Raw genomic sequence first — 19,566 nt, forward strand, 5'->3', positions numbered from 1 at the left:
TGTCCCCAAGGGGCATCCAGTGCAGATGGCGCGGGCGGACGGCCCCTGATATGACTGCCAACCTTGCTGATTTACGCGTCCAGATCGACGCCCTGGACAGAGAATTGCTTTCCCTGTTGAACCGCCGCGCCCAGGTGGCCGAGCAGGTCGGGGAGCTCAAAAAACGTGAAGGTACGCCGTTTTTCCGTCCCGACCGGGTGGCCCAGGTGATAGAGCAGATCCAGCAGGCCAACCAGGGACCGCTCAAGAACGAGCACGTGGCGGCCGTCTGGCGCGAAATCATGTCGGCCTGCCTGGCCCTGGAATCGCCGGTGCGCGTGGCCTACCTGGGCCCCGCCGGCACCTTCAGCGAACAAGCGGCGCTGCAGTTTTTCGGTGCCAGCATCGAACACGTTCCCTGCATCAGCATCGATGAGGTCTTTCGCGCGACGGCGGCCGGCAGCGCCAGCTACGGCGTCGTGCCGGTGGAAAACTCCACCGAAGGCGTGGTTTCCCGCTCGCTCGACCTGTTCCTCAACTCCCCCCTGCACATCGTCGGCGAAATCAGCCTGATGGTGCGCCACAACCTGCTGCGGCTCTCGGAGTCGCTCGAAGGCATAGAAGCGGTCTACGCCCACCCCCAGGCGCTGGCCCAATGCCAGGGCTGGCTGACCACGCACCTGCCCCACGCCGACCGCCGCACCGCCTCCAGCAACGCCGAGGGCGCGCGCCTGGCCACCACCAACCCGGCCTGGGCCGGCATCGCAAGCGACCGGGCGGCCACCCAATTCGGCCTTTATACGGCGGCCCACGCCATCCAGGACGACGCCTTCAACCGCACACGTTTTGCCGTGGTCTGCCTGCCGCAGACACTGCCCTCCCCGCCCGCATCCGGCAAGGATTGCGTCAGCCTGGTGGTATCCGTGCCCAACCGCCCGGGCGCCGTCCACGACATCCTGATGCCGCTGAAAGCCCACGGCGTCTCCATGACCCGCTTCGAATCGCGCCCGGCACGCTCCGGCCAGTGGGAATACTATTTTTATATTGACCTGCAAGGTCACCCCTCCCAGGACCATGTCAAAGCCGCGCTGGCCGATTTGCAGCAGCTGTGCGCCTTTTACAAGGTCCTCGGAACCTATCCCATCGGCGATTAATGCAACGACTCACAACCTCCCTGGTGCCACAACATGTTTGAACAATTAGGTCTCATTGGATGCGGCCTGATGGGTGGCTCATTCGCGCTGGCGCTCAAACGTGCCGGCCTGGTCAAGCGCGTCGTCGGCTACAGCAAATCCCCCTCCACCACGGAGCGGGCGCGCCAGATGGGCGTGATCGACGTGGAGGCGCCTTCGGCGCTGCTGGCGGTCTCGGGGGCCGACATCGTTTTGCTGGCCGTTCCGGTTTCCGCGACGGAGGCCACCTTCAAAGCCATACGCCACCTGGTCGGCCCGAACACGCTGATCATGGACGTCGGCTCGACCAAGCGCGACGTGGTGGACGCCGCCCGGCGCGTGCTGCGCGACAACGTCGGCTCCTTCGTGCCCTGCCACCCGATCACCGGCAAGGAAGTCTCGGGGGTTGAGCATGCGGACGTGGACCTCTACGCCGGCAAGCAGGTCATCCTGACGCCCATAGAGCGCACCTTCACGGTACAACTGCAGAAAGCCAACGACGTCTGGACGGCCCTGGGCTGCCATGTCCTCAAGATGTCGCCCCAGGCCCATGACGCCGCCTACGCCGCCGTCAGCCACCTGCCGCACCTGATCGCTTTTGCCCTGATCAACGGCATCACCGGGCAGGACCATGGCAAGGAATACATGTCGCTGGCCGGCCCCGGCTTTCGGGACTTCACGCGCATCGCCGCCAGCGACCCGAAAATGTGGCGCGACATCCTGATCGCGAATCGCGAAGAACTGCTGGCCCAGTCCAAGATTTTCCAGGAGACCCTAAAGTCGCTCGAGGAACTGATTGCCAGCAGCAGCGGCGACGTCCTTGAAGTGCTGATCGAGCGGGCCAGCGAGACCCGGGCCAACTGGCGCATCTCCTCACAAAAATCGCACAAATAGCCCGCAGTCCATGTTCGACACCGAGTTCCTGGACGTTCCGCCCTTGCGCAGCGCGGGCGGCACCGTCCGCCTGCCCGGCTCCAAAAGCATTTCCAACCGCGTCCTCCTGCTGGCCGCCCTGAGCCACGGCGAGACCACGGTCCACGACCTGCTCGCCTCCGACGACACCGCCGTGATGCTGGCCGCGCTCAGGCAGCTCGGCTGCACAGTGCGGCAGGACGGCAACACCGCCGTCATCAGCGGGCTGGGCGGCCGGCCCGTCCAGACCCCGGCCAAGCTCTTCATGGGCAATGCCGGCACGGCCATGCGGCCGCTGACGGCCGCGTTGGCCCTGCTGGGAGGGGAATTCGAGCTGTCCGGCGTGCCGCGCATGCACGAAAGGCCCATAGGCGACCTGGTCGATGCGCTCCGGCAACTGGGCTGCACCATCGACTACCTCGGCAACGAAGGTTTTCCACCGCTGCGCCTGCGGCCCGGGCAACCCAAGCTGGAGCAGCCCATACGGGTGCGCGGCGACGTCTCCAGCCAGTTCCTGACCGCCCTGCTGATGGCCCTGCCGCTGGTCGCCGAGCGGGATATTTACATTGAAGTGGTCGGCGAGCTGATCTCCCGGCCCTACATTGAGATCACGCTCAAGCTGCTGCAGCGCTTCGGCATAGACGTCAAGCGCGAGGGCTGGGAACGCTTCACAATTCCGGCCGGCAGCCGCTACCAGTCGCCGGGCGCCATCCATGTCGAGGGCGACGCCTCCTCGGCCAGCTATTTCATCGCACTGGGTGCCATCGCGGCGGCATCCCCGGGGTACTCCGGCATCGAAATCCAGGGTGTGGGCGCCGCCTCCATCCAGGGTGACATCCGCTTCGTCGAGGCCGCCGAAATGATGGGCGCGCGGGTCGACAGCGCACCGAACTCGCTGCGCATTTCGCGCGGCACCTGGCCGCTCAAGGCCATAGACCTGGACTGCAACCACATCCCCGACGCCGCCATGACACTGGCCGTGATGGCCCTCTACGCCGACGGCACCACCACGCTGCGCAACATCGCGAGCTGGCGCGTCAAGGAAACCGACCGCATCGCCGCCATGGCCTGCGAGCTGCAAAAATTCGGCGCCGTGGTCGAGGAAGGCGCGGACTACCTCAAGATCACCCCCCCCACCGAATGGACGACGGGCGCGATTCATACCTACGACGACCACCGCGTGGCCATGTGTTTTTCGCTGGCGGCCTTCAACCCGGCACAGTTGCCGGTGCGAATCCTGGACCCCAAATGCGTCGCCAAAACCTTTCCCGATTACTTCGAAGCCCTGTTTGAAGTGGCCCAAGCCGGCACCGGCCAGGTTCCCGTCATCTGCATCGACGGCCCGACGGCCTCCGGCAAGGGCACGCTGGCGGCCCTGACGGCCCACCGGCTGGGCTACCACTACCTGGATTCGGGCGCGCTTTACCGCCTGAGCGCCCATGCCGCGGCGCTGGCCGGCGTTTCGCTGGACGACGGGCCCGGCGTGGCCCGCGTGGCGCGCACCATGCCGGTGCACTTTCAGCGCGACCGCATTTTTCTCGGGCCCCAGGACGTCTCCGAGGCCATACGCACCGAAGCCGCCGGCATGGCGGCCTCTCGCGTGTCGGCCCACCCCGAGGTTCGCGCCGCCCTGCTGGAGCTCCAGCACAGCTTTCGCAAGCTGCCGGGACTGGTCGCCGACGGCCGGGACATGGGAACCGTCATCTTCCCGGATGCCCCGCTCAAGGTTTTCCTCACGGCCAACGCCCTGCACCGCGCCGAACGCCGGCATAAGCAGTTGATTTCAAAGGGAAATTCGGCTACAATCAGCGAGATTCAGCAAGATTTAGAGGCACGTGATGCGCGCGATTCGTCGCGAAAAGCAGCCCCTTTGAAACCTGCTGATGACGCCCGCCCCCTGGATAACTCCTATCTGTCGATTGAGAAATCGGTGGAGCAGGTGCTTGAATGGTGGCAAGGCACCCGGCCCTTCTGACCCCCGACGCGCAACCTGCGCTTGGGTCAGCAGGTTCATCAACGTAACCCGCGGCCTTACCAGACGTCTGGCCGCAAAAACACCGCCGCAAGCAGCTATAAAAACAATAGCAATTCCGCTATTGGAACCCTGTTGTGTGGACTAGGAAAATCATGTCTGAATCTTTTGCCGACCTATTTAACGAATCGCTGCAACGCTCTGAAATGCGTACCGGTGAAGTCATCACCGCCGAAGTCGTTCGTATCGACCACAACCACGTTGTTGTGAATGCCGGACTCAAATCCGAGGCTTATGTCCCCCTCGAAGAATTCAAGAACGACCAGGGCGAGCTCGAAGTCCAGGTCGGCGATTTCGTCTCCGTGGCCATCGACTCCGTCGAAAACGGCTACGGCGACACCCTGCTGTCCCGCGACAAGGCCAAGCGCCTGGCTTCGTGGATGAGCCTGGAAAAAGCCCTGGAATCCGGCGAGTTCGTCACCGGCCAGACCAGCGGCAAAGTCAAGGGCGGCCTCACCGTCCTCGTCAACGGCATCCGCGCCTTCCTGCCCGGCTCGCTCATCGACACCCGCCCCATCAAGGACTTGTCTCCCTACGAGAACAAGACCATGGAATTCAAGGTCATCAAGCTCGATCGCAAACGCAACAACGTGGTGCTGAGCCGCCGCGCCGTGGTCGAAGCCAGCATGGGCGAAGAACGCGCCAAGCTGATGGAAACCCTCAAGGAAGGCACTGCCGTCAAGGGCGTCGTCAAGAACATCACCGAATACGGTGCATTCGTTGACCTCGGCGGCATCGACGGCCTGCTGCACATCACCGACATGGCATGGCGCCGCGTGCGTCACCCTAGCGAAGTGGTGACGGCTGGCCAAGAGATTGTTGCCAAGATCCTGAAGTTCGACACCGAAAAGAACCGTGTCTCGCTGGGTCTGAAGCAAATGGGCGACGACCCATGGATGGGCGTGAACCGCCGCTACCCGCAAGGCACGCGCCTGTTCGGCAAGATCACCAACATCGCCGACTACGGCGCGTTTGTGGAACTCGAACCCGGCATCGAAGGCCTGGTCCACGTGTCCGAAATGGACTGGACCAACAAGAACGTGGCCCCGAGCAAGCTCGTGGCCCTGGGCGACGAAGTCGAAGTCATGGTCCTCGAGATCGACGAAGACAAGCGCCGCATCAGCCTGGGCATGAAGCAGTGCAAGGCCAACCCATGGCAAGAGTTCGCACAGGAAACCAAGCGCGGCGACCGCGTCAAGGGCCCGATCAAGTCGATCACCGACTTCGGCGTCTTCGTGGGCCTGGCTGCCGGCATCGACGGCCTGGTGCACCTGTCCGACCTCTCGTGGAACGAACCCGGCGAAGCCGCCGTTCGCAACTACAAAAAGGGCCAGGAAGTGGAAGCCATCGTGCTGGCCGTCGACGTCGACCGCGAGCGCATCTCCTTGGGCATCAAGCAGCTGGATTCCGATCCGTTCACCACGTTCGTGTCGATCAACGACAAGGGCGCGATCGTGACCGGCAAGGTCAAGACGGTTGACGCCAAGGGCGCTGAAATCGACCTGGGCGAAGACATCATCGGCTACCTGCGCGCCAGCGAAATCAGCCGCGACCGCGTCGAAGACGCTCGCAACGTGCTGAAGGAAGGCGACGAAGTCTCCGCGGTTGTGGTGAACGTGGATCGCAAGACCCGCAACATCCAGCTGTCGGTCAAGGCCAAGGACAACGCCGACCAGCAGGAAGCCATGGCCAACCTGAGCCAGCAGTCTTCCCGCGAAAACGCCGGCACGACCAGCCTGGGCGCCCTGCTGCGCGCCAAGCTGGACAACAACGAAAAGTAAGGCAACCGCGCAGCACTGCGATGCGCCCCCAGGGGCGGGTCGCAGCGCTGTGCAGCTACTTGATCCATGACCCGAAGCGACCTCGTCGAAGAACTGGCGGCCCGATTCAGCCAGCTGACGCACCGCGACGCCGAATATGCCGTCAAGACGATTCTTGACGCCATGAGCGACGCGCTGGTGCGCGGCCATCGCATTGAAATCAGGGGTTTCGGCAGTTTCTCCATCAACCGGCGCCCGCCCCGCATGGGGCGCAACCCGCGTTCCGGCGAAAGCGTGGCCATCCCTGAAAAGCGGGTGCCGCATTTCAAACCCGGGAAGGCATTGCGCGAAGCCGTTGATGCCCGCACCCAGGAATTGTTGGCGGTCACGGAACCCAAGTAGAACCTGTTTACGGCCGTAAACAGGTCCCAGTCTTGCTGGTGTCCCTCGGTGGTCTGGCTACAATCGCCAGACCACCCGGGGGATTACCAAGTGAAATACCTCATGTGGCTGCTTAAAGCAGCCATTTTTTTTACGCTCTTCGCTTTTGCACTGAATAACCAGCAAACGGTTGCGGTGTATTTCTTTTTTGGCACCATGTGGCAAGCGCCCCTGGTGCTGGTCGTGCTGGCGACCTTCGCCTGCGGGCTGGCACTCGGCATTTTTGTCATGATGCCGCGCTGGTGGAAAAAACGCCGGTCGGCCAAATACGCCTCCACCATGGGTCCCCACACCGTCAGCGAAGACCCGTCCACGATGCACCATGGAATTTGACTTTACCTGGGTCCTGCTCGGGTTTCCGATTGCCTTCACGCTGGGCTGGCTGGCCTCACGGCTGGACTTGCGACAGCTGCGCATCGAAAACCGCCAGGCGCCCAAGGCCTATTTCAAAGGCCTGAACTTCCTGCTCAACGAGCAGCAGGACCAGGCCATAGACGCCTTCATCGAGGCGGTGCAGAGCGACCCGGACACCTCCGAGCTCCACTTCGCGCTGGGCAACCTGTTTCGCCGCCGCGGCGAATACGAGCGCGCCGTGCGCGTGCACGAGCACCTGATGTCGCGCGGCGACCTCACGCAGCCCGAGCGCGACCGCGCCCAGCATGCCCTGGCGCTCGACTTTCTCAAGGCCGGCCTGCTGGACCGCGCCGAGGCCGCCTTGCGAAAGCTCGAAGGCACGCCCTTTGAAGAAGAGGCGCGGCTGGCCTTGCTGTCGATTTACGAACGCTCGCGCGACTGGGCCAATGCCACGGAAATCGCCGCCCGGCTCGGCAGCTCCAGCCATGGCAGCTTCAGCGCCCGCCAGGCACACTACCTGTGCGAGCAGGCCGGCGCCTGCGTGGCCGCCGGCGACACCACCCGGGCCCTGGGCGCCCTGCAGGAAGCCATCGCCATGGCGCCGACCCTGGCCCGCCCCCTGATAGACCTGGCGAAGCTGCAAAACCAGCTGGGCCGCCCGCAGGACGCCCTGCAAACCCTGCTAAAGCTCGAAAAAACCGCGCCGCAAGGCCTGCCGCTGGCCGCTGGCCTGCTGGCCAACATCGCGCAGGCCGGCGGCCAGGAGGCCATGGCGCTGGAGCTGCTCAAGGCCAGCTACGCCAACATGCCGTCGATCGACGTGATCGAGGCCATCGTCAAACTCGAAAAAGACCCGGCTTCGGCGCGGCAGTGGTATGTGAAGCACCTGGAGCGCCAGGCCTCGCTGGTCGCGGCCGGCAAATGGATCGCCGGCGAGAAGCTGCAGGACGAGCAGCACCACACGCTGGTCCAGCGCGCCCTGGACCAGGCCACCAAGCCCCTGATGCGTTACCGCTGCGCGGCCTGCGGCTTTGAAGCCACCCAGCACTTCTGGCACTGCCCCGGCTGCCAGGCCTGGGACAGCTACCCGACGCGCCGAATAGAAGAGCTGTAGAAAAAGACAAGACAGATGAGCATGCAATTGACGCCTGAAAAGATTTCCTCGGCCCGCGTCCTCGTGGTGGGCGACGCCATGCTGGACCGCTACTGGTACGGCGCGGTGGACCGCATCTCGCCCGAGGCGCCGGTGCCCGTGGTGCGCGTCACACGCACAGAGGAGCGCATAGGCGCCGCGGCCAACGTGGCCTACAACATCGTCACGCTGGGCGCGCAGGCTTCGCTGCTGAGCGTGGTGGGCGAAGACGAGGCCAGCCACCAGCTCGAGGCACTGGTCGCCAAGACCGGCATCACGCCCTATTTCGGCCGCGACGCCCAGCTCAAGACCACCGTCAAGCTGCGCGTCATCGGCCGGCAGCAGCAGCTCATACGCCTGGACTTCGAGAACACGCCTGAAAACGAAGTGCTGGCCTCGCAGTCGGCCACCTTTGAAAAGCTGCACACCGAGCACGACGCGGTGCTGTTCTCCGATTACGGCAAGGGCGGCCTCGCGCACATCGTGCTGATGATTGCCCAGGCCCGCGCCGCCGGCAAGGTGGTGCTGGTCGACCCCAAGGGCTCGGACTACGCGCGCTACAAAAACGCCAGCGTCATCACCCCGAATCGCGCCGAGCTTGAGCATGTCATAGGCGCCTGGAGCAGCGAAGCCGACCTGCGCACCAAGGCCCACAACCTGCGGACGACGCTTAACCTGGAAGCCCTGCTGCTCACGCGCAGCGAAGAAGGCATGACCCTGTTCGATGCCGAGGGCGAACTCAACGTCCCCGCTGTGGCGCGCGAGGTGTTCGACGTCACCGGCGCCGGCGACACCGTGATCGCCACGCTGGCCGCCATGACCGCCACCGGAATGAGTCTGCGCGAGGCCGTGCCTATCGCCAACCGCGCCGGCGGCATCGTGGTCGGCAAGTTCGGCACCGCCACCGTCAACTACGGCGAGCTGTTCGCCGCGCAGTGAGCTTGCGCTCACCTCAAGGATCCATCATGAAAATCGTAGTCACCGGCGCCGCCGGCTTCATTGGCAGCAACATCATCAAGGGCCTCAACGCCCGCGGCATCGATGACATCATCGCCGTCGACGACCTGACCCATGGCGACAAATTCCGCAACCTGGCCGACCTGAAGATCGCCGACTATGTCGACGCCGACGACTTCTACGAGCTGTTCGCCGAAGGCGCCTACGGCCGGGTCGAGGCCGTGTTCCACGAAGGCGCCTGCAGCGACACCATGGAAGCCGACGGCAAGTACATGATGGACAACAACTACACGCTGTCCTGCGAGCTGTTCCACGCCTGCCAGGACCAGGGCACGCGCCTGCTCTACGCCTCCTCGGCCGCGACCTACGGCGGCTCCGACACCTTTACCGAGTCGCCCGAGTTCGAGCGCCCGCTCAACGTCTACGGCTACTCCAAGCTGCTGTTCGACCAGCGCATGCGGCGCGAGCTCGGCGCCCGTTTTGAAAACACCGCCACCCAGGTCGCGGGCTTTCGCTACTTCAACGTCTACGGCCCGCGTGAGCAGCACAAGGGCCGCATGGCCAGCGTCGCCTTCCACCAGTTCAACCAGTTCCAGGCCGAGGGCAAGGTCAAGCTCTTCGGCGAATACGGCGGCTACGGCGCCGGCGGCCAGATGCGCGACTTCATCTTCATCGACGACGTGGTGGCCGTGAACCTCTGGTTCTTCGACAACCCCGGCAAGTCCGGCATCTTCAACCTCGGCACCGGCCGGGCCCAGCCCTTCAACGACGTGGCCCTGGCCGTCGTGAACACCTTGCGCAAAGGCCCGGCCCTGAGCCTGGAAGAAGCCGTGCGCGGCGGCCTGATCGAATACATCGCCTTCCCGCCCGCGCTGGTCGGCAAATACCAGAGCTACACCCAGGCCGACCCGCGCGCGCTGCGCGCTGTCGGCTGCACCCATGCCTTCGCCGATGTGCAAACGGGTGTGGCCGCTTACATGCAGGCCTTGAGCGCCGCCGCGGGCTGAGTCCGCGCCAGCCTCTCACTAGGGTTTTCCTGGCCCCAAAGCCGGGGCCGGTAGTCAACGCGGTCCAGGACGGGCCGTTATGAAGAAGACCTCCTTCTTCACAAGGATGGATCACGTGCCTTCACTTCAATCCAATCTTTGAGGAGATCTCTCATGTTCAAAAAAATCCTGGCCTTCGTCGCCGCCATGTACATGGCCGTTTCGTTCGCCGCTGTTGACGTCAACAAGGCCACCGCGGCCGAGCTTGACGGCATCAAGGGCATAGGCCCCGGCATCTCGGGCAAGATCATCGATGAGCGCAAGAAAGGCAGCTTCAAGGACTGGAACGACTTCATCGAACGCGTCAAGGGCGTGGGCGAAGGCAACGCCGCCAAGTTTTCCGCCGAAGGCCTGACAGTGGGCGGTGCCAGCTTCAAGGGCGTGGCCGCGAGCCCTGCCGCCAAGAAGGATGAAAAACCCGCAGCCGCCGCGAAAAAAGATGACAAGCCCGCCGCCAAGGCCGAAGAGAAAAAAGCCGAAGCCAAACCGGCCGCGCCTGTAGCCGCCGCACCGGCCCCCGCAGCGGCCGCGGAGAAGAAAGACCCCAAGGCCGAGGCCAAAGCCAAGGCTGAGGAAGCCAAGGCCAAGAAAGAGGCCGACAAGAAGGCCAAGGCCGAAGAAAAGAAAAAGAAGGCGGATGAAGCCAAAGCCAAGGCCGACGCTGACAAGAAGGCGAAGGAAGACGCCAAGAAGGCCAAGGACGCTAAGCCTGCCGCCAAGGACGAGAAAAAAGACGCCAAGGCCGACACCGCCAAGCCAGCCGCCAGCGCTGCCAGCGCCGCCAAGAAGTAAAGCCGTTCCCGGCAGCAAAAAAGCCCGCCACTGGCGGGCTTTTTTCATTGAGAACCAGCTCGCACGCGTCTCAAATTATGGCGATCAGGTCGGTGGTTCCGGGATCGATGCCGGCCTGCATGAGCAGCGCGGTCACCTGTCCCCGATGGTGGGTCTGGTGGTTGAAGAAATGCGTCAGCGCCTGCCAGACCGGATGCTCGCGCTGCACACCCCGCGTATTGGCATAGCGCATGGTGCGCAGGGGATAGTCCGGCGGCATCCGGTTTGCGAAATCCTCGATGGCGGCATCCAGGCGGTCGCGTTGCGCGCGCAAGGCGGCCCAGTCCTCGTGCAGCACCGTCCCGTGCAGCGCGCCGGGCGGGAGGGCCAGCAGCGAGTCGGACAGCGCCTCGAACGCCACTCCCTGGACAGCGAAGCGCTTCAGCCAGGCCTGGTCGCCCCAGACCAGGTGGTTGAGCGTGTGATGGATGGAGCCGAAGAAGGCGCCGCGATCGCGCTTGCGCTCTTCGTCCGTCAGTTGCTCGCTGGCGTCAAACAAGCGCTGGTTAAACCAGCGGTTGTAGCGGGCGAGCAGGCGGTAGTTGTCGACGAAAGCGGAGGTGTCCATGGCGCCGCATTATGGCGCGATCAGGCCGTCCCCGCCGTTTCGGGGCGTCGCAAGCGCTGGCGCAGGGCCTGCATCGCCACAGCGGTGGCCAGCGCGACGGCCAGGGCGATCAGGAAGGCGGCCAGCCGGCCAGTAGCACCCAAGGCCCAATACAGCGCGATGAAGAAGGCCGCAAAACCGTGCAGCCCCTGCAGAAAGCCAGCCATCAGCGCTCGGGTCGCCGCGGCGCCGTAGCGCGGCAAGGTGAAACAGGGCAACACCGTGCCGGTGATGGGCACCGCCAGCAGCAGGCCGCTGACGGCGGGCGGCAAGACGTCGGCGCCCGCGATGATGACGGCCGCCATCGCCACCGCGGCGGCGATGCGCAGTACCAATTCCAGCCTGGGCACCGCGACAGGCGCGGCGGGTCCCGCATGATGGGCCGCGAACCACAGGCCGGTAGCCGGTGCGGCCAGCGCCAGCAGGCTGACCGGTACCGGCGCAAGCGGCAGTTGCGCGAGCACGGCCGCAGCGCAGGCATAGGCCAGTAGCGCCAGCGATACGCACACCGGGACGCCCCAGCGCCCGGCGCTGACCGAGAAGCTCACAATGTGCACGATCGCGGCCGGCAGGCACACCAGGGTGGCCAACGCGACGGCCCTCACCTGCCCGGGCTCATGGTCGAGCAGCAGGATGGCGATGATGGGCGCGGCGATCATGGGCATGCCCGCGACGGCGCCGCCCACACGATGGCCAAAGCGCCGCGCCGCCAGCGTCGACAGCAGCACCGAGAAAGCGACGAGCGCGAGCTTGAGTACCAGCATTCAGGCTTTGGGATCGTCAGGTGGCACGAATCGATCGAGCCCCCGAATACCTTGCAACCAGGAGCGCACACCGGGAAACGCCGCCAGGCTGAACTCCACGCCTTCGGTCAAAGCCACTTCCGGAAAGCAGGCAAGGTCCGCCAGCGTCGGCCCTTCACCGACCAGCCAGCCGCGCTCTCGCAGTCGCCCCTCCAAAAGTTCCAGGGCAATCTGCCCCTTGGCTTGCGCCGCCTCCAGGCCGCCGCTGTAGCCGAAGCGGGAGATGGCACGCGAGAGAAACAGGCCGGTGCGGACCTCGTTCTGGGCCAGCTCCATCCACTGCCCCACCTCCGCCGCGCCTTGTGGATCGGGTGGCAACCATCGCCGGGCGGGATCATGGCGCAGCGCGATATACGTCAGGATCGCAGTGCTGCCCCAAAGCACGAAGCCGTCATCGTCCAGCGTCGGGATCTGGCCGCGCGGATTCAACTTCAGGTACGCCGCGTCCACATCGTTGCGGCCATCGGGCAGCCGCTTGACGGCGACTGTTTCATGCGGCACCTGCAGAAGCGCCAACAGCAGCCGCACCTTGTACGAATAAAGCGAGGTATCCCGCTGATACAGCTTCATCATTCAATCCCGCATCGCCGTTCACAGGCATTGCCGCGCCTGAAGTCACTCAAAGCAGCTGGCAAGACCCTGTTCACCTGGGTTCCTTACCGTACCCCCCGCCGCCCGGCGTGTGGATTTCAAACACGTCGCCCGGCTGCATGTCGGCCTGGCCGATATGGTCCAGCGCCTCGACCTGGCCCTGGGCGCGCACCACAAGGTTGCGCCCGACCTGCCCCGGCTCGCCGCCGGCCATGCCAAACGCGCCGTGCTTGCGGCCGTTGGACAAGATGCTGGCCGTCATGGCTTCAAGGAAGCGCACGCGGCGCACGCCGCCGTTGCCGCCCCGCCACCGGCCCGCGCCCCCGGAGTTCTCGCGGATCTCATAACTCTCCAGCCGCACCGGGAAGCGGAACTCCAGCACCTCGGGATCGGTCAGCCGCGAATTGGTCATATGGGTCTGGACCACGCTGGTACCGTCGAAACCCGACACCAGCTTGCCCGCCTCGTCGAGCTTGCCGCCCGCGCCCGAGCCGCCCGAAATGGTTTCGTAGTACTGGTGGCGCGCATTGCCGAAGGTGAAGTTGTTCATGGTGCACTGGCCGGCCGCCATCACGCCCAGCGCGCCGTACAGCGCATTGGTGATGCAGGTGGAGGTCTCCACATTGCCAGCCACCACCGAGGCCGGCGGATTCGGGTTGAGCATGGAGCCCGCCGGGATGATGACCTTCAGCGGCTTGAGGCAGCCTGCGTTCAGCGGGATGTCGTCGTCCACCAGCGTGCGGAACACATACAGCACCGCCGCCATGCACACGGCCGTCGGCGCGTTGAAGTTGTTGGTCTGCTGCGGCGAGGTACCGGTGAAGTCGATCTCGGCGCTGCGGCCCTTGGCGTCGACGCGGATCGCCACCTTGATTTGCGCGCCATTGTCCAGCGGCAGCGTGAATTCGCCGTCCTTCAGGCGCGTGATCACGCGGCGCACCGATTCCTCGGCATTGTCCTGCACGTGGCGCATATAGGCCAGCACCACCTCCAGGCTGAAGCTGTCGACCATTTTTCGCAGCTCCTGAACGCCTTTTTCATTGGCGGCGATCTGCGCCTTGAGGTCGGCCATGTTCTGCTGCGGGTTGCGGCTGGGATATTTGCCGCTTTTGAGCAGCACAATCATTTCGGCTTCGCGCAGCACGCCGCGTTCCACCAGCTTGACGTTGTTGATCTGCACGCCCTCCTCCTCGATCAGCGTGGAGAACGGCGGCATGGAGCCCGGCGTGGTGCCGCCAATATCCGCATGGTGACCGCGCGAGCCCACATAAAAGGTCGGCTGCGTGGCGCTGCCCAGGTAGACCGGCGTGATCACCGTGATGTCGGGCAAATGCGTGCCGCCATGGTAGGGATCGTTCAGCACATAGACGTCGCCCGGCTGCATGCTGCCGGCGTTCTCGCGGATGACCGTCTTGATGCTTTCGCCCATGGAGCCCAGGTGCACCGGCATGTGCGGCGCGTTGGCGATCAGGTTGCCTTCGGTGTCGAAGAGCGCGCAGCTGAAGTCCAGGCGCTCCTTGATGTTGACCGAGTAGGCGGTGTTCTGCAGCTGCAGGCCCATCTGCTCGGCGATGTTCATGAAGAGGTTGTTGAAGACCTCCAGCAGCACCGGGTCCACCGTGGTGCCGGCCGCGAAGGTCACGGCGCGCTCGGCGCGGCGGTCCAGCACCAGGTGGTCCAGCGCCGTGAGCGCCGCTTCCCAGCCGGGCTCGACCACCGTGGTCGCGTTTTTCTCGGCAATGATGGCCGGGCCCGAAATGATGTCGCCCGGCCGCAAATCCTCGCGCACCACCAAGGCCGCATCGTGCCACTGGCCGCCCGAGTACATGCGCACGGTTTCGCGGCGCGGCACTTCGCGCGGCTCGTGCGTGGCATGGCGCGGTTCGGCCGGCGCGTCGCCGGCCACCACCGCCTCGACAGACACCGCCTCCACCACCAGGCCCTTGCCCTGCATCAAAAAGGCGAAGCGCTGGCGGTAGGCGGCCTCGAAGCCCGCCTCGATCTGGTCCAGCGTGCCGAAAGGAACAATCAGCGCGGAATCGCTGCCCTCATAGCGCACATGCACGCGCCGGTGCGTGGTGATGCCTCCCTTGCTGACCTGCTGGCGCTGCAGCTCGGCCTCGGCATGGGCGGCCAGCTCCTCCAGCTTGCCGGCGATCTCGGGCAGCGCGGCCTCGGAAAGCTTGAGCTCCACCGCCTGCTCGCGGATCACGTTCTGGTCGGCCAGGCCCATGCCATAAGCGCTCAGCACGCCCGCCAGCGGGTGCACAAACACCTTGGTCATGCCCAGCGCATCAGCCACCAGGCAGGCATGCTGGCCGCCCGCGCCGCCAAAGCACTGCAGGGTGTAGCGCGTCACATCGTAGCCGCGCGCCACCGAGATTTTCTTGATGGCATTGGCCATCTGCTGCACCGCGATGTTGATAAAGCCTTCCGCCACCACCTCGGCGCTGCGGCCGGTCTGGCCGGCCAGCTCGTTGAACTGGGCCTCAACCGCCTCATAGCTCAGCGGCTCGTCCGCATTCGGGCCAAACACCTTGGGGAAATAGCGCGGCTGGACCTTGCCGACCATCACATTGGCGTCCGTCACCGCCAGGCGCCCGCCGCGCCGGTAGCTGGCCGGGCCGGGGTTGGCGCCCGCACTCTGCGGGCCCACGCGAAAACGCTCGCCGTCGAACTTGAGGATGGAGCCGCCGCCGGCCGCCACCGTGTGGATGCTCATCATGGGCGCCCGCATGCGCACGCCGGCCACCTGGGTCTCGAACTCGCGCTCGAACTCCCCGGCGTAATGCGAGACATCGGTGGACGTTCCACCCATGTCGAAGCCTATGACCTTGGCATGGCCGGCAATCGCCGCCGTGCGGGCCATGCCCACAATGCCGCCGGCCGGGCCGCTCAGGATGGCGTCCTTGCCCTGGAACACATGCGCGTCGGTCAGGCCGCCCGAGGACTGCATGAAAAACAGGCGCACGCCCGGCATCTCGCTGGCGACCTGCTCCACATAGCGGCGCAGGATGGGCGACAGGTAGGCGTCGACCACGGTGGTGTCGCCGCGGCTCACGAACTTCATCATCGGGCTGGTTTCGTGCGAGGTGCTGATCTGCGTGAAACCCACTTCGGCCGCGATGCGCTTGGCGGCCTTTTCGTGCTCGGTGAAGCGGTAGCCATGCATGAACACGATGGCCAGACTGCGCAAGCCCTTCTGGTAGTGGGCCAGCAGTTCTTTTTTGAGCAGCGCCTCGTCCAGCGCTTGCAGCACCTCGCCCTGGGCGCCCACGCGCTCCTGGGCCTCGACCACGGCGCTGTACAGCAGCTCGGGCAACACGATGTGGCGGTCGAACAGGCGCGGGCGGTTCTGGTAGGCAATGCGCAGAGCATCGCGAAAACCGCGCGTGGTGACCAGCAGCGTGGGCTCGCCCTTGCGCTCCAGCAGCGCATTGGTGGCCACCGTCGTGCCCATCTTCACGCAGTCGACCACGTCGGCGCGTATCGGCTCACCGGCCTTCAGGCCCAGCAGGTGGCGTATCCCGGCCACGGCCGCGTCGCGGTACTGCTCCGGGTTTTCCGACAACAGCTTGTGCGTGACCAGCGAGCCGTCGGGCTTTTTCGCCACGATGTCGGTGAAGGTGCCGCCGCGGTCTATCCAGAATTGCCAACGGTCGCCGCCCGGTTTGGATGTGGTGTCTTGCATGATGTTTTAGATTGAAAAGTTAAGCGTGATCGTGAAAATTCTGGCGCCCGCCTTCGGCGCTTTCGATATGCTGGTTTCCGAAAGCGCTCCCTGACGCATCACCAGGCAGGCTGCGCCCTGGCCGCATCCTCCCAATGTACTCAAGTACCGGCCGCAGCAGGTCGATGGTCGGGGCGCCGCGAGCCACCGCCTCGGCGGTGCACCAGGGGTATGGCAGGCCGCACGCCCAAGGCAGAATTTCATCCTGCATTGCAGGCGGCAGTGATTGCATGGTTTCTATTGTGATGGACAAGCATTCCGCCAGCCCCGAGCACGCAAAACACCAGTCATAGCGGCCGCATCCGACACGCACCGCGCGGCTTTCCTTTTCGGTCATGATGACCAGCCAGTCGCAGCTGAACACGCCGGCATCGTTTCGCGGCGCGGAGGACAGGCAGAAGGTATAGACATTCTCGTAATTCCGGGCGAATTTGCGTACCAGCACGTCGCCGATGGCTTCCCGCCCACGCGAAGCGGGAGGAAAAGACATCGTGGCGGTTTTGACCACCATCTCAAGCAAGGCATCCGGCGTAAAAGCATCCGCCAGCAGGTAGGGCCGATTGCCGTCCTTGGCACGCAGGTAGGAAAAAATCGACTCAGCGGGTGTTGTCATGGAGCACCGGATCGGGTAAAGGGTCGTACAAGAAGATGGGCTGGGGATGGACTCGGATTGGACTGAGAAGGACTCATTGCGGCATGTAATAAGGCACAAAGATGTCATTGGCCTCGTTGCCCACGGACCGTATCCACTCGCGCGAGAACTTCTCGCCCATGCGCTTGATCTCCTGGTCCAGCTCGGGCGGGATGCGTTCTATCTTCACGCCGTTGGCGCGCAGTTCCTCGGTGGCGCTGGTGGCCAGTGCCTGGCTGGCCTGCCAGCCGCGCACTTCCGCCTCGGCGGCCGCCTTGAGCACGGCGGCGCGCGCCTCGGGCTTGAGTGCCTCGAAGGCCTTGTTGCTCACAAACACCGCATTTTTCGGGAACCAGGCATTGATCTCGTAGTAGTACTTGATCGGGCCCCACACCTTGTTCTCCACGCCGGTCAGCGCCGAAGTGATCATGTTGTCCATGCGGCCCTCGGCCAATGCCTTGCCCACGTCGACCATGGCCACATCCACCGGCTTGGCGCCCAGCATTTCGGCGATACGCAGGGTGGTCTGGTTGTAGGTGCGCATCTGGGTGCCGCGAAAGTCCGTCGGCCCCCGCACCGGCTTGTTCGAATGCAGGCCTTGCGGCGGCCAGGGCACGGCGTAGAGGAGCTTCAGGCCGCGCTCGGAAAAATGTTTTTCAAGGCCGGGCCGCTGCAGCTTCCACAAGCGGTGCGCGTCCTTGTACGAGGTGACGACGAAGGGAATGGAGTCCGCGCCGGCCAGCGGGATTTCCTTGACCATGCTGGTCATGATGGTCTCGCCGGCTTCGGCCTTTCCCTGCTGCACGGCCGCGCTGATGTCAGCCAGCTTGGCCAGCGTGTTGTTGGGGTACACCTGTATCAGCAGCTCCCCTCGCGTGGCCGTGTCCACATCGCGGCCGAACTGCAGGATGTTTTGCGTGTGGAAGGACTCCACCCGGTAGCCGGTGGCCAGCTTCCAGTTTGTCTGGGCGTGCGCTGCCCCCGCCGCGACCAGCGCGGCTATCAGAACTGCTTTCATGAGGAACTCCTTGGGAGTTGAGGATTAGCCCGGCGCAGGGTGCATGAAACTCACCCTTTCAGGTCGGTCACAAACATCTTGCCCGGCGCATGGGTGATGCACATCGACAGGCGGCTTTTCTGGGCTACCCATTGCGGCGTGACGCCGCAACCCCAGAAGACCGGGACTTCATCGTCCTTGATGTCGACCGCATCGCCGTAGTCCGGACGCGACAGGTCGGTAATGCCTATCGCCTCCGGATTGCCGATGTGAACGGGCGCACCGTGCGCCACGTCAAACCGGCCAGAAATCTCCACCACCTTCGCGACGTCGCGGCTCTTGATGGGCCGCATGGTGACCACCATTTCGCCGCTGAACACGCCGGCGGGCTGGCACTGGAGAGTGGTACGGAACATCGAAACATTGCGGCCCTGCTCCACATGCCTCAGGGGAATGCCGGCCTGCGTGACCGCGGCCTCGAAGGAAAAGCTGCAGCCGATCAGGAAGGCCACATAGTCGTCCTTCCAGATCGAGCGGATCTCGCCGCGCTCCTCGACAAACTCGCCGTCGCGGTAAACACGGTAGCCCGGAATGTCGGTCGTGATGTCCGCACCCGGCGCGCACAAAGGCTCAGTGGCCCCCGGCTTGAGCACCTCCACCAAGGGGCAGGGCTTGGGGTTGCGCTGGCAAAACAGCAGGAAGTCAAAGGCCTGCGCCTGCGGCACGATCATGAGGTTGGCCTGGATATGGCCGTTGGCGTGCCCCGCGGTGGGCAGGGAAAACTCGCCACAGCGGCTGGCCATGCGAAGGTCTGCGGGGCGATCAAAAATCTTGTTCATGGTGTGGGAAAAACGGATGGGTAAAAATGGTGGCCAGGGTTTTCGCTCAAAGACCCAGATAGGCCTTTTTGATCCGGTCGTCATTCAGCAGCTCATGGCCCTTGCCCTGCATCACAATACGGCCGGTCTGGATGACATAACCGTAATGCGCGATATTCAGGGCTTTTTGCAGGTTCTGCTCGACCAGCAATATCGACACACCGGTGGCGTTGACCTGCTGGATCACCTCCAGCACCTTGGTCACGAACTTGGGGGCGATACCCCACGAGGGTTCGTCCAGCATCAGCAGCTTGGGCCGGGCCATCAGCCCGCGGGCAATGGCCAGCATCTGCTGCTCACCGCCGCTCATGGTCCCGGCCAGCTGCGTGGCGCGTTCCTTGAGGATGGGAAACAGCTGCAGCATCTCTTCAATGCCCCGGGCCACCTCGTGCCTGTCCATGCGCGTGAAGGCGCCGAGCTCCAGGTTGCGAAGCACCGTGAGCCGGGGAAACAGGCGCCGGCCTTCCGGCACCAGCGACAGGCCCAGCGGGACCCGCTTGTGCGCCGGCATGCGGTGAACCGGCTCGCCGTTAAAGCTGATGCTGCCGGCCGCGGCGGCATTCAGGCCCGCCACGGCGCGCAAGGTGGTGGACTTGCCGTTGCCGTTGCCGCCCACCAGCGCCACGATCTTTCCGGGTTCGACCTGCAGGCTGACGTCGGAGACGGCCAGCACTTCGTCGTAGCAAACCTTGAGGTTCTTGATTTCGAGCATC

18 protein-coding genes are annotated in these 19,566 nt (G+C 64.5%); 10 read left to right on the forward strand and 8 right to left on the reverse strand.

Annotated elements, in window-relative coordinates:
* Positions 1–50: 50 nt before the first annotated feature.
* The 10 genes from pheA (at position 51) to PMI15_RS13165 (ending at position 10,577) form a co-directional block, all read left to right on the forward strand.
* Positions 51–1,133 carry a prephenate dehydratase gene (gene pheA, locus PMI15_RS13120; protein ID WP_007869483.1) on the forward strand — a complete coding sequence of 361 codons (1,083 nt, stop codon included), beginning with the start codon at positions 51–53 and terminating at the stop codon, positions 1,131–1,133.
* A gap of 33 nt (positions 1,134–1,166) precedes the next feature.
* Positions 1,167–2,045 (forward strand): prephenate dehydrogenase/arogenate dehydrogenase family protein, encoded by an 879-nt coding sequence (locus PMI15_RS13125; RefSeq protein WP_007869485.1) that lies wholly within the window; start codon positions 1,167–1,169, stop codon positions 2,043–2,045.
* Positions 2,046–2,055: 10 nt separating this feature from the next.
* Positions 2,056–4,038 carry a bifunctional 3-phosphoshikimate 1-carboxyvinyltransferase/cytidylate kinase gene (locus PMI15_RS13130; RefSeq protein WP_007869487.1) on the forward strand — a complete coding sequence of 661 codons (1,983 nt, stop codon included), beginning with the start codon at positions 2,056–2,058 and terminating at the stop codon, positions 4,036–4,038.
* A gap of 152 nt (positions 4,039–4,190) precedes the next feature.
* A complete protein-coding gene (rpsA, locus tag PMI15_RS13135; protein ID WP_007869489.1) occupies positions 4,191–5,876 on the forward strand; it encodes a 30S ribosomal protein S1 in 1,686 nt (561 codons plus the stop codon).
* 66 nt (positions 5,877–5,942) lie between these two features.
* Positions 5,943–6,257 carry an integration host factor subunit beta gene (locus tag PMI15_RS13140; RefSeq protein ID WP_007869491.1) on the forward strand — a complete coding sequence of 105 codons (315 nt, stop codon included), beginning with the start codon at positions 5,943–5,945 and terminating at the stop codon, positions 6,255–6,257.
* Between the two features lie 90 nt (positions 6,258–6,347).
* On the forward strand, positions 6,348–6,629 hold the full coding sequence (locus PMI15_RS13145) for a lipopolysaccharide assembly LapA domain-containing protein (RefSeq protein WP_036838921.1): 282 nt from the start codon (positions 6,348–6,350) through the stop codon (positions 6,627–6,629).
* Entirely contained in the window at positions 6,619–7,764 is a 1,146-nt protein-coding gene (lapB, locus tag PMI15_RS13150) for a lipopolysaccharide assembly protein LapB (protein WP_007869496.1), read from the forward strand. The genes PMI15_RS13145 and lapB overlap by 11 nt, the downstream gene beginning before the upstream one ends.
* A gap of 21 nt (positions 7,765–7,785) precedes the next feature.
* Entirely contained in the window at positions 7,786–8,721 is a 936-nt protein-coding gene (rfaE1, locus tag PMI15_RS13155; protein WP_007869499.1) for a D-glycero-beta-D-manno-heptose-7-phosphate kinase, read from the forward strand.
* A gap of 26 nt (positions 8,722–8,747) precedes the next feature.
* Entirely contained in the window at positions 8,748–9,746 is a 999-nt protein-coding gene (gene rfaD, locus PMI15_RS13160) for an ADP-glyceromanno-heptose 6-epimerase (RefSeq protein WP_007869502.1), read from the forward strand.
* 153 nt (positions 9,747–9,899) lie between these two features.
* Positions 9,900–10,577 carry a helix-hairpin-helix domain-containing protein gene (locus PMI15_RS13165; RefSeq protein ID WP_007869504.1) on the forward strand — a complete coding sequence of 226 codons (678 nt, stop codon included), beginning with the start codon at positions 9,900–9,902 and terminating at the stop codon, positions 10,575–10,577.
* Between the two features lie 70 nt (positions 10,578–10,647).
* Here the strand turns inward: PMI15_RS13165 and PMI15_RS13170 are convergent, their stop codons facing one another.
* The 8 genes from PMI15_RS13170 to PMI15_RS13205 form a co-directional block, all read right to left on the reverse strand.
* The gene (locus PMI15_RS13170; protein ID WP_007869506.1) at positions 10,648–11,184 is read right to left on the reverse strand and encodes a DinB family protein; all 537 of its coding nucleotides are present in this window, start codon (positions 11,182–11,184) and stop codon (positions 10,648–10,650) included.
* 20 nt (positions 11,185–11,204) lie between these two features.
* A complete protein-coding gene (locus tag PMI15_RS13175) occupies positions 11,205–11,987 on the reverse strand; it encodes a hypothetical protein (protein WP_007869507.1) in 783 nt (260 codons plus the stop codon).
* Positions 11,988–12,596: a glutathione S-transferase family protein gene (locus PMI15_RS13180; RefSeq protein WP_007869510.1), complete on the reverse strand. Its 609-nt coding sequence runs from the start codon at positions 12,594–12,596 to the stop codon at positions 11,988–11,990. It lies immediately after the preceding gene.
* Between the two features lie 73 nt (positions 12,597–12,669).
* Complete coding sequence (locus PMI15_RS13185; protein ID WP_007869513.1) at positions 12,670–16,308, reverse strand: hydantoinase B/oxoprolinase family protein; 3,639 nt, start codon at positions 16,306–16,308, stop codon at positions 12,670–12,672.
* Between the two features lie 19 nt (positions 16,309–16,327).
* Positions 16,328–16,960: a hypothetical protein gene (locus PMI15_RS13190; RefSeq protein ID WP_007869515.1), complete on the reverse strand. Its 633-nt coding sequence runs from the start codon at positions 16,958–16,960 to the stop codon at positions 16,328–16,330.
* A 73-nt stretch (positions 16,961–17,033) separates the two neighbouring features.
* Complete coding sequence (locus PMI15_RS13195) at positions 17,034–17,996, reverse strand: TRAP transporter substrate-binding protein (protein WP_007869517.1); 963 nt, start codon at positions 17,994–17,996, stop codon at positions 17,034–17,036.
* A gap of 50 nt (positions 17,997–18,046) precedes the next feature.
* Positions 18,047–18,814, reverse strand: a complete 768-nt coding sequence (locus PMI15_RS13200; protein ID WP_007869520.1) for a putative hydro-lyase — start codon at positions 18,812–18,814, stop codon at positions 18,047–18,049.
* A gap of 46 nt (positions 18,815–18,860) precedes the next feature.
* Positions 18,861–19,565 carry an ABC transporter ATP-binding protein gene (locus PMI15_RS13205; RefSeq protein WP_007869522.1) on the reverse strand — a complete coding sequence of 235 codons (705 nt, stop codon included), beginning with the start codon at positions 19,563–19,565 and terminating at the stop codon, positions 18,861–18,863.
* Position 19,566: the final 1 nt, after the last annotated feature.

The sequence above is a fragment of the Polaromonas sp. CF318 genome (genome assembly GCF_000282655.1).
Classification (GTDB): domain Bacteria; phylum Pseudomonadota; class Gammaproteobacteria; order Burkholderiales; family Burkholderiaceae_C; genus Polaromonas.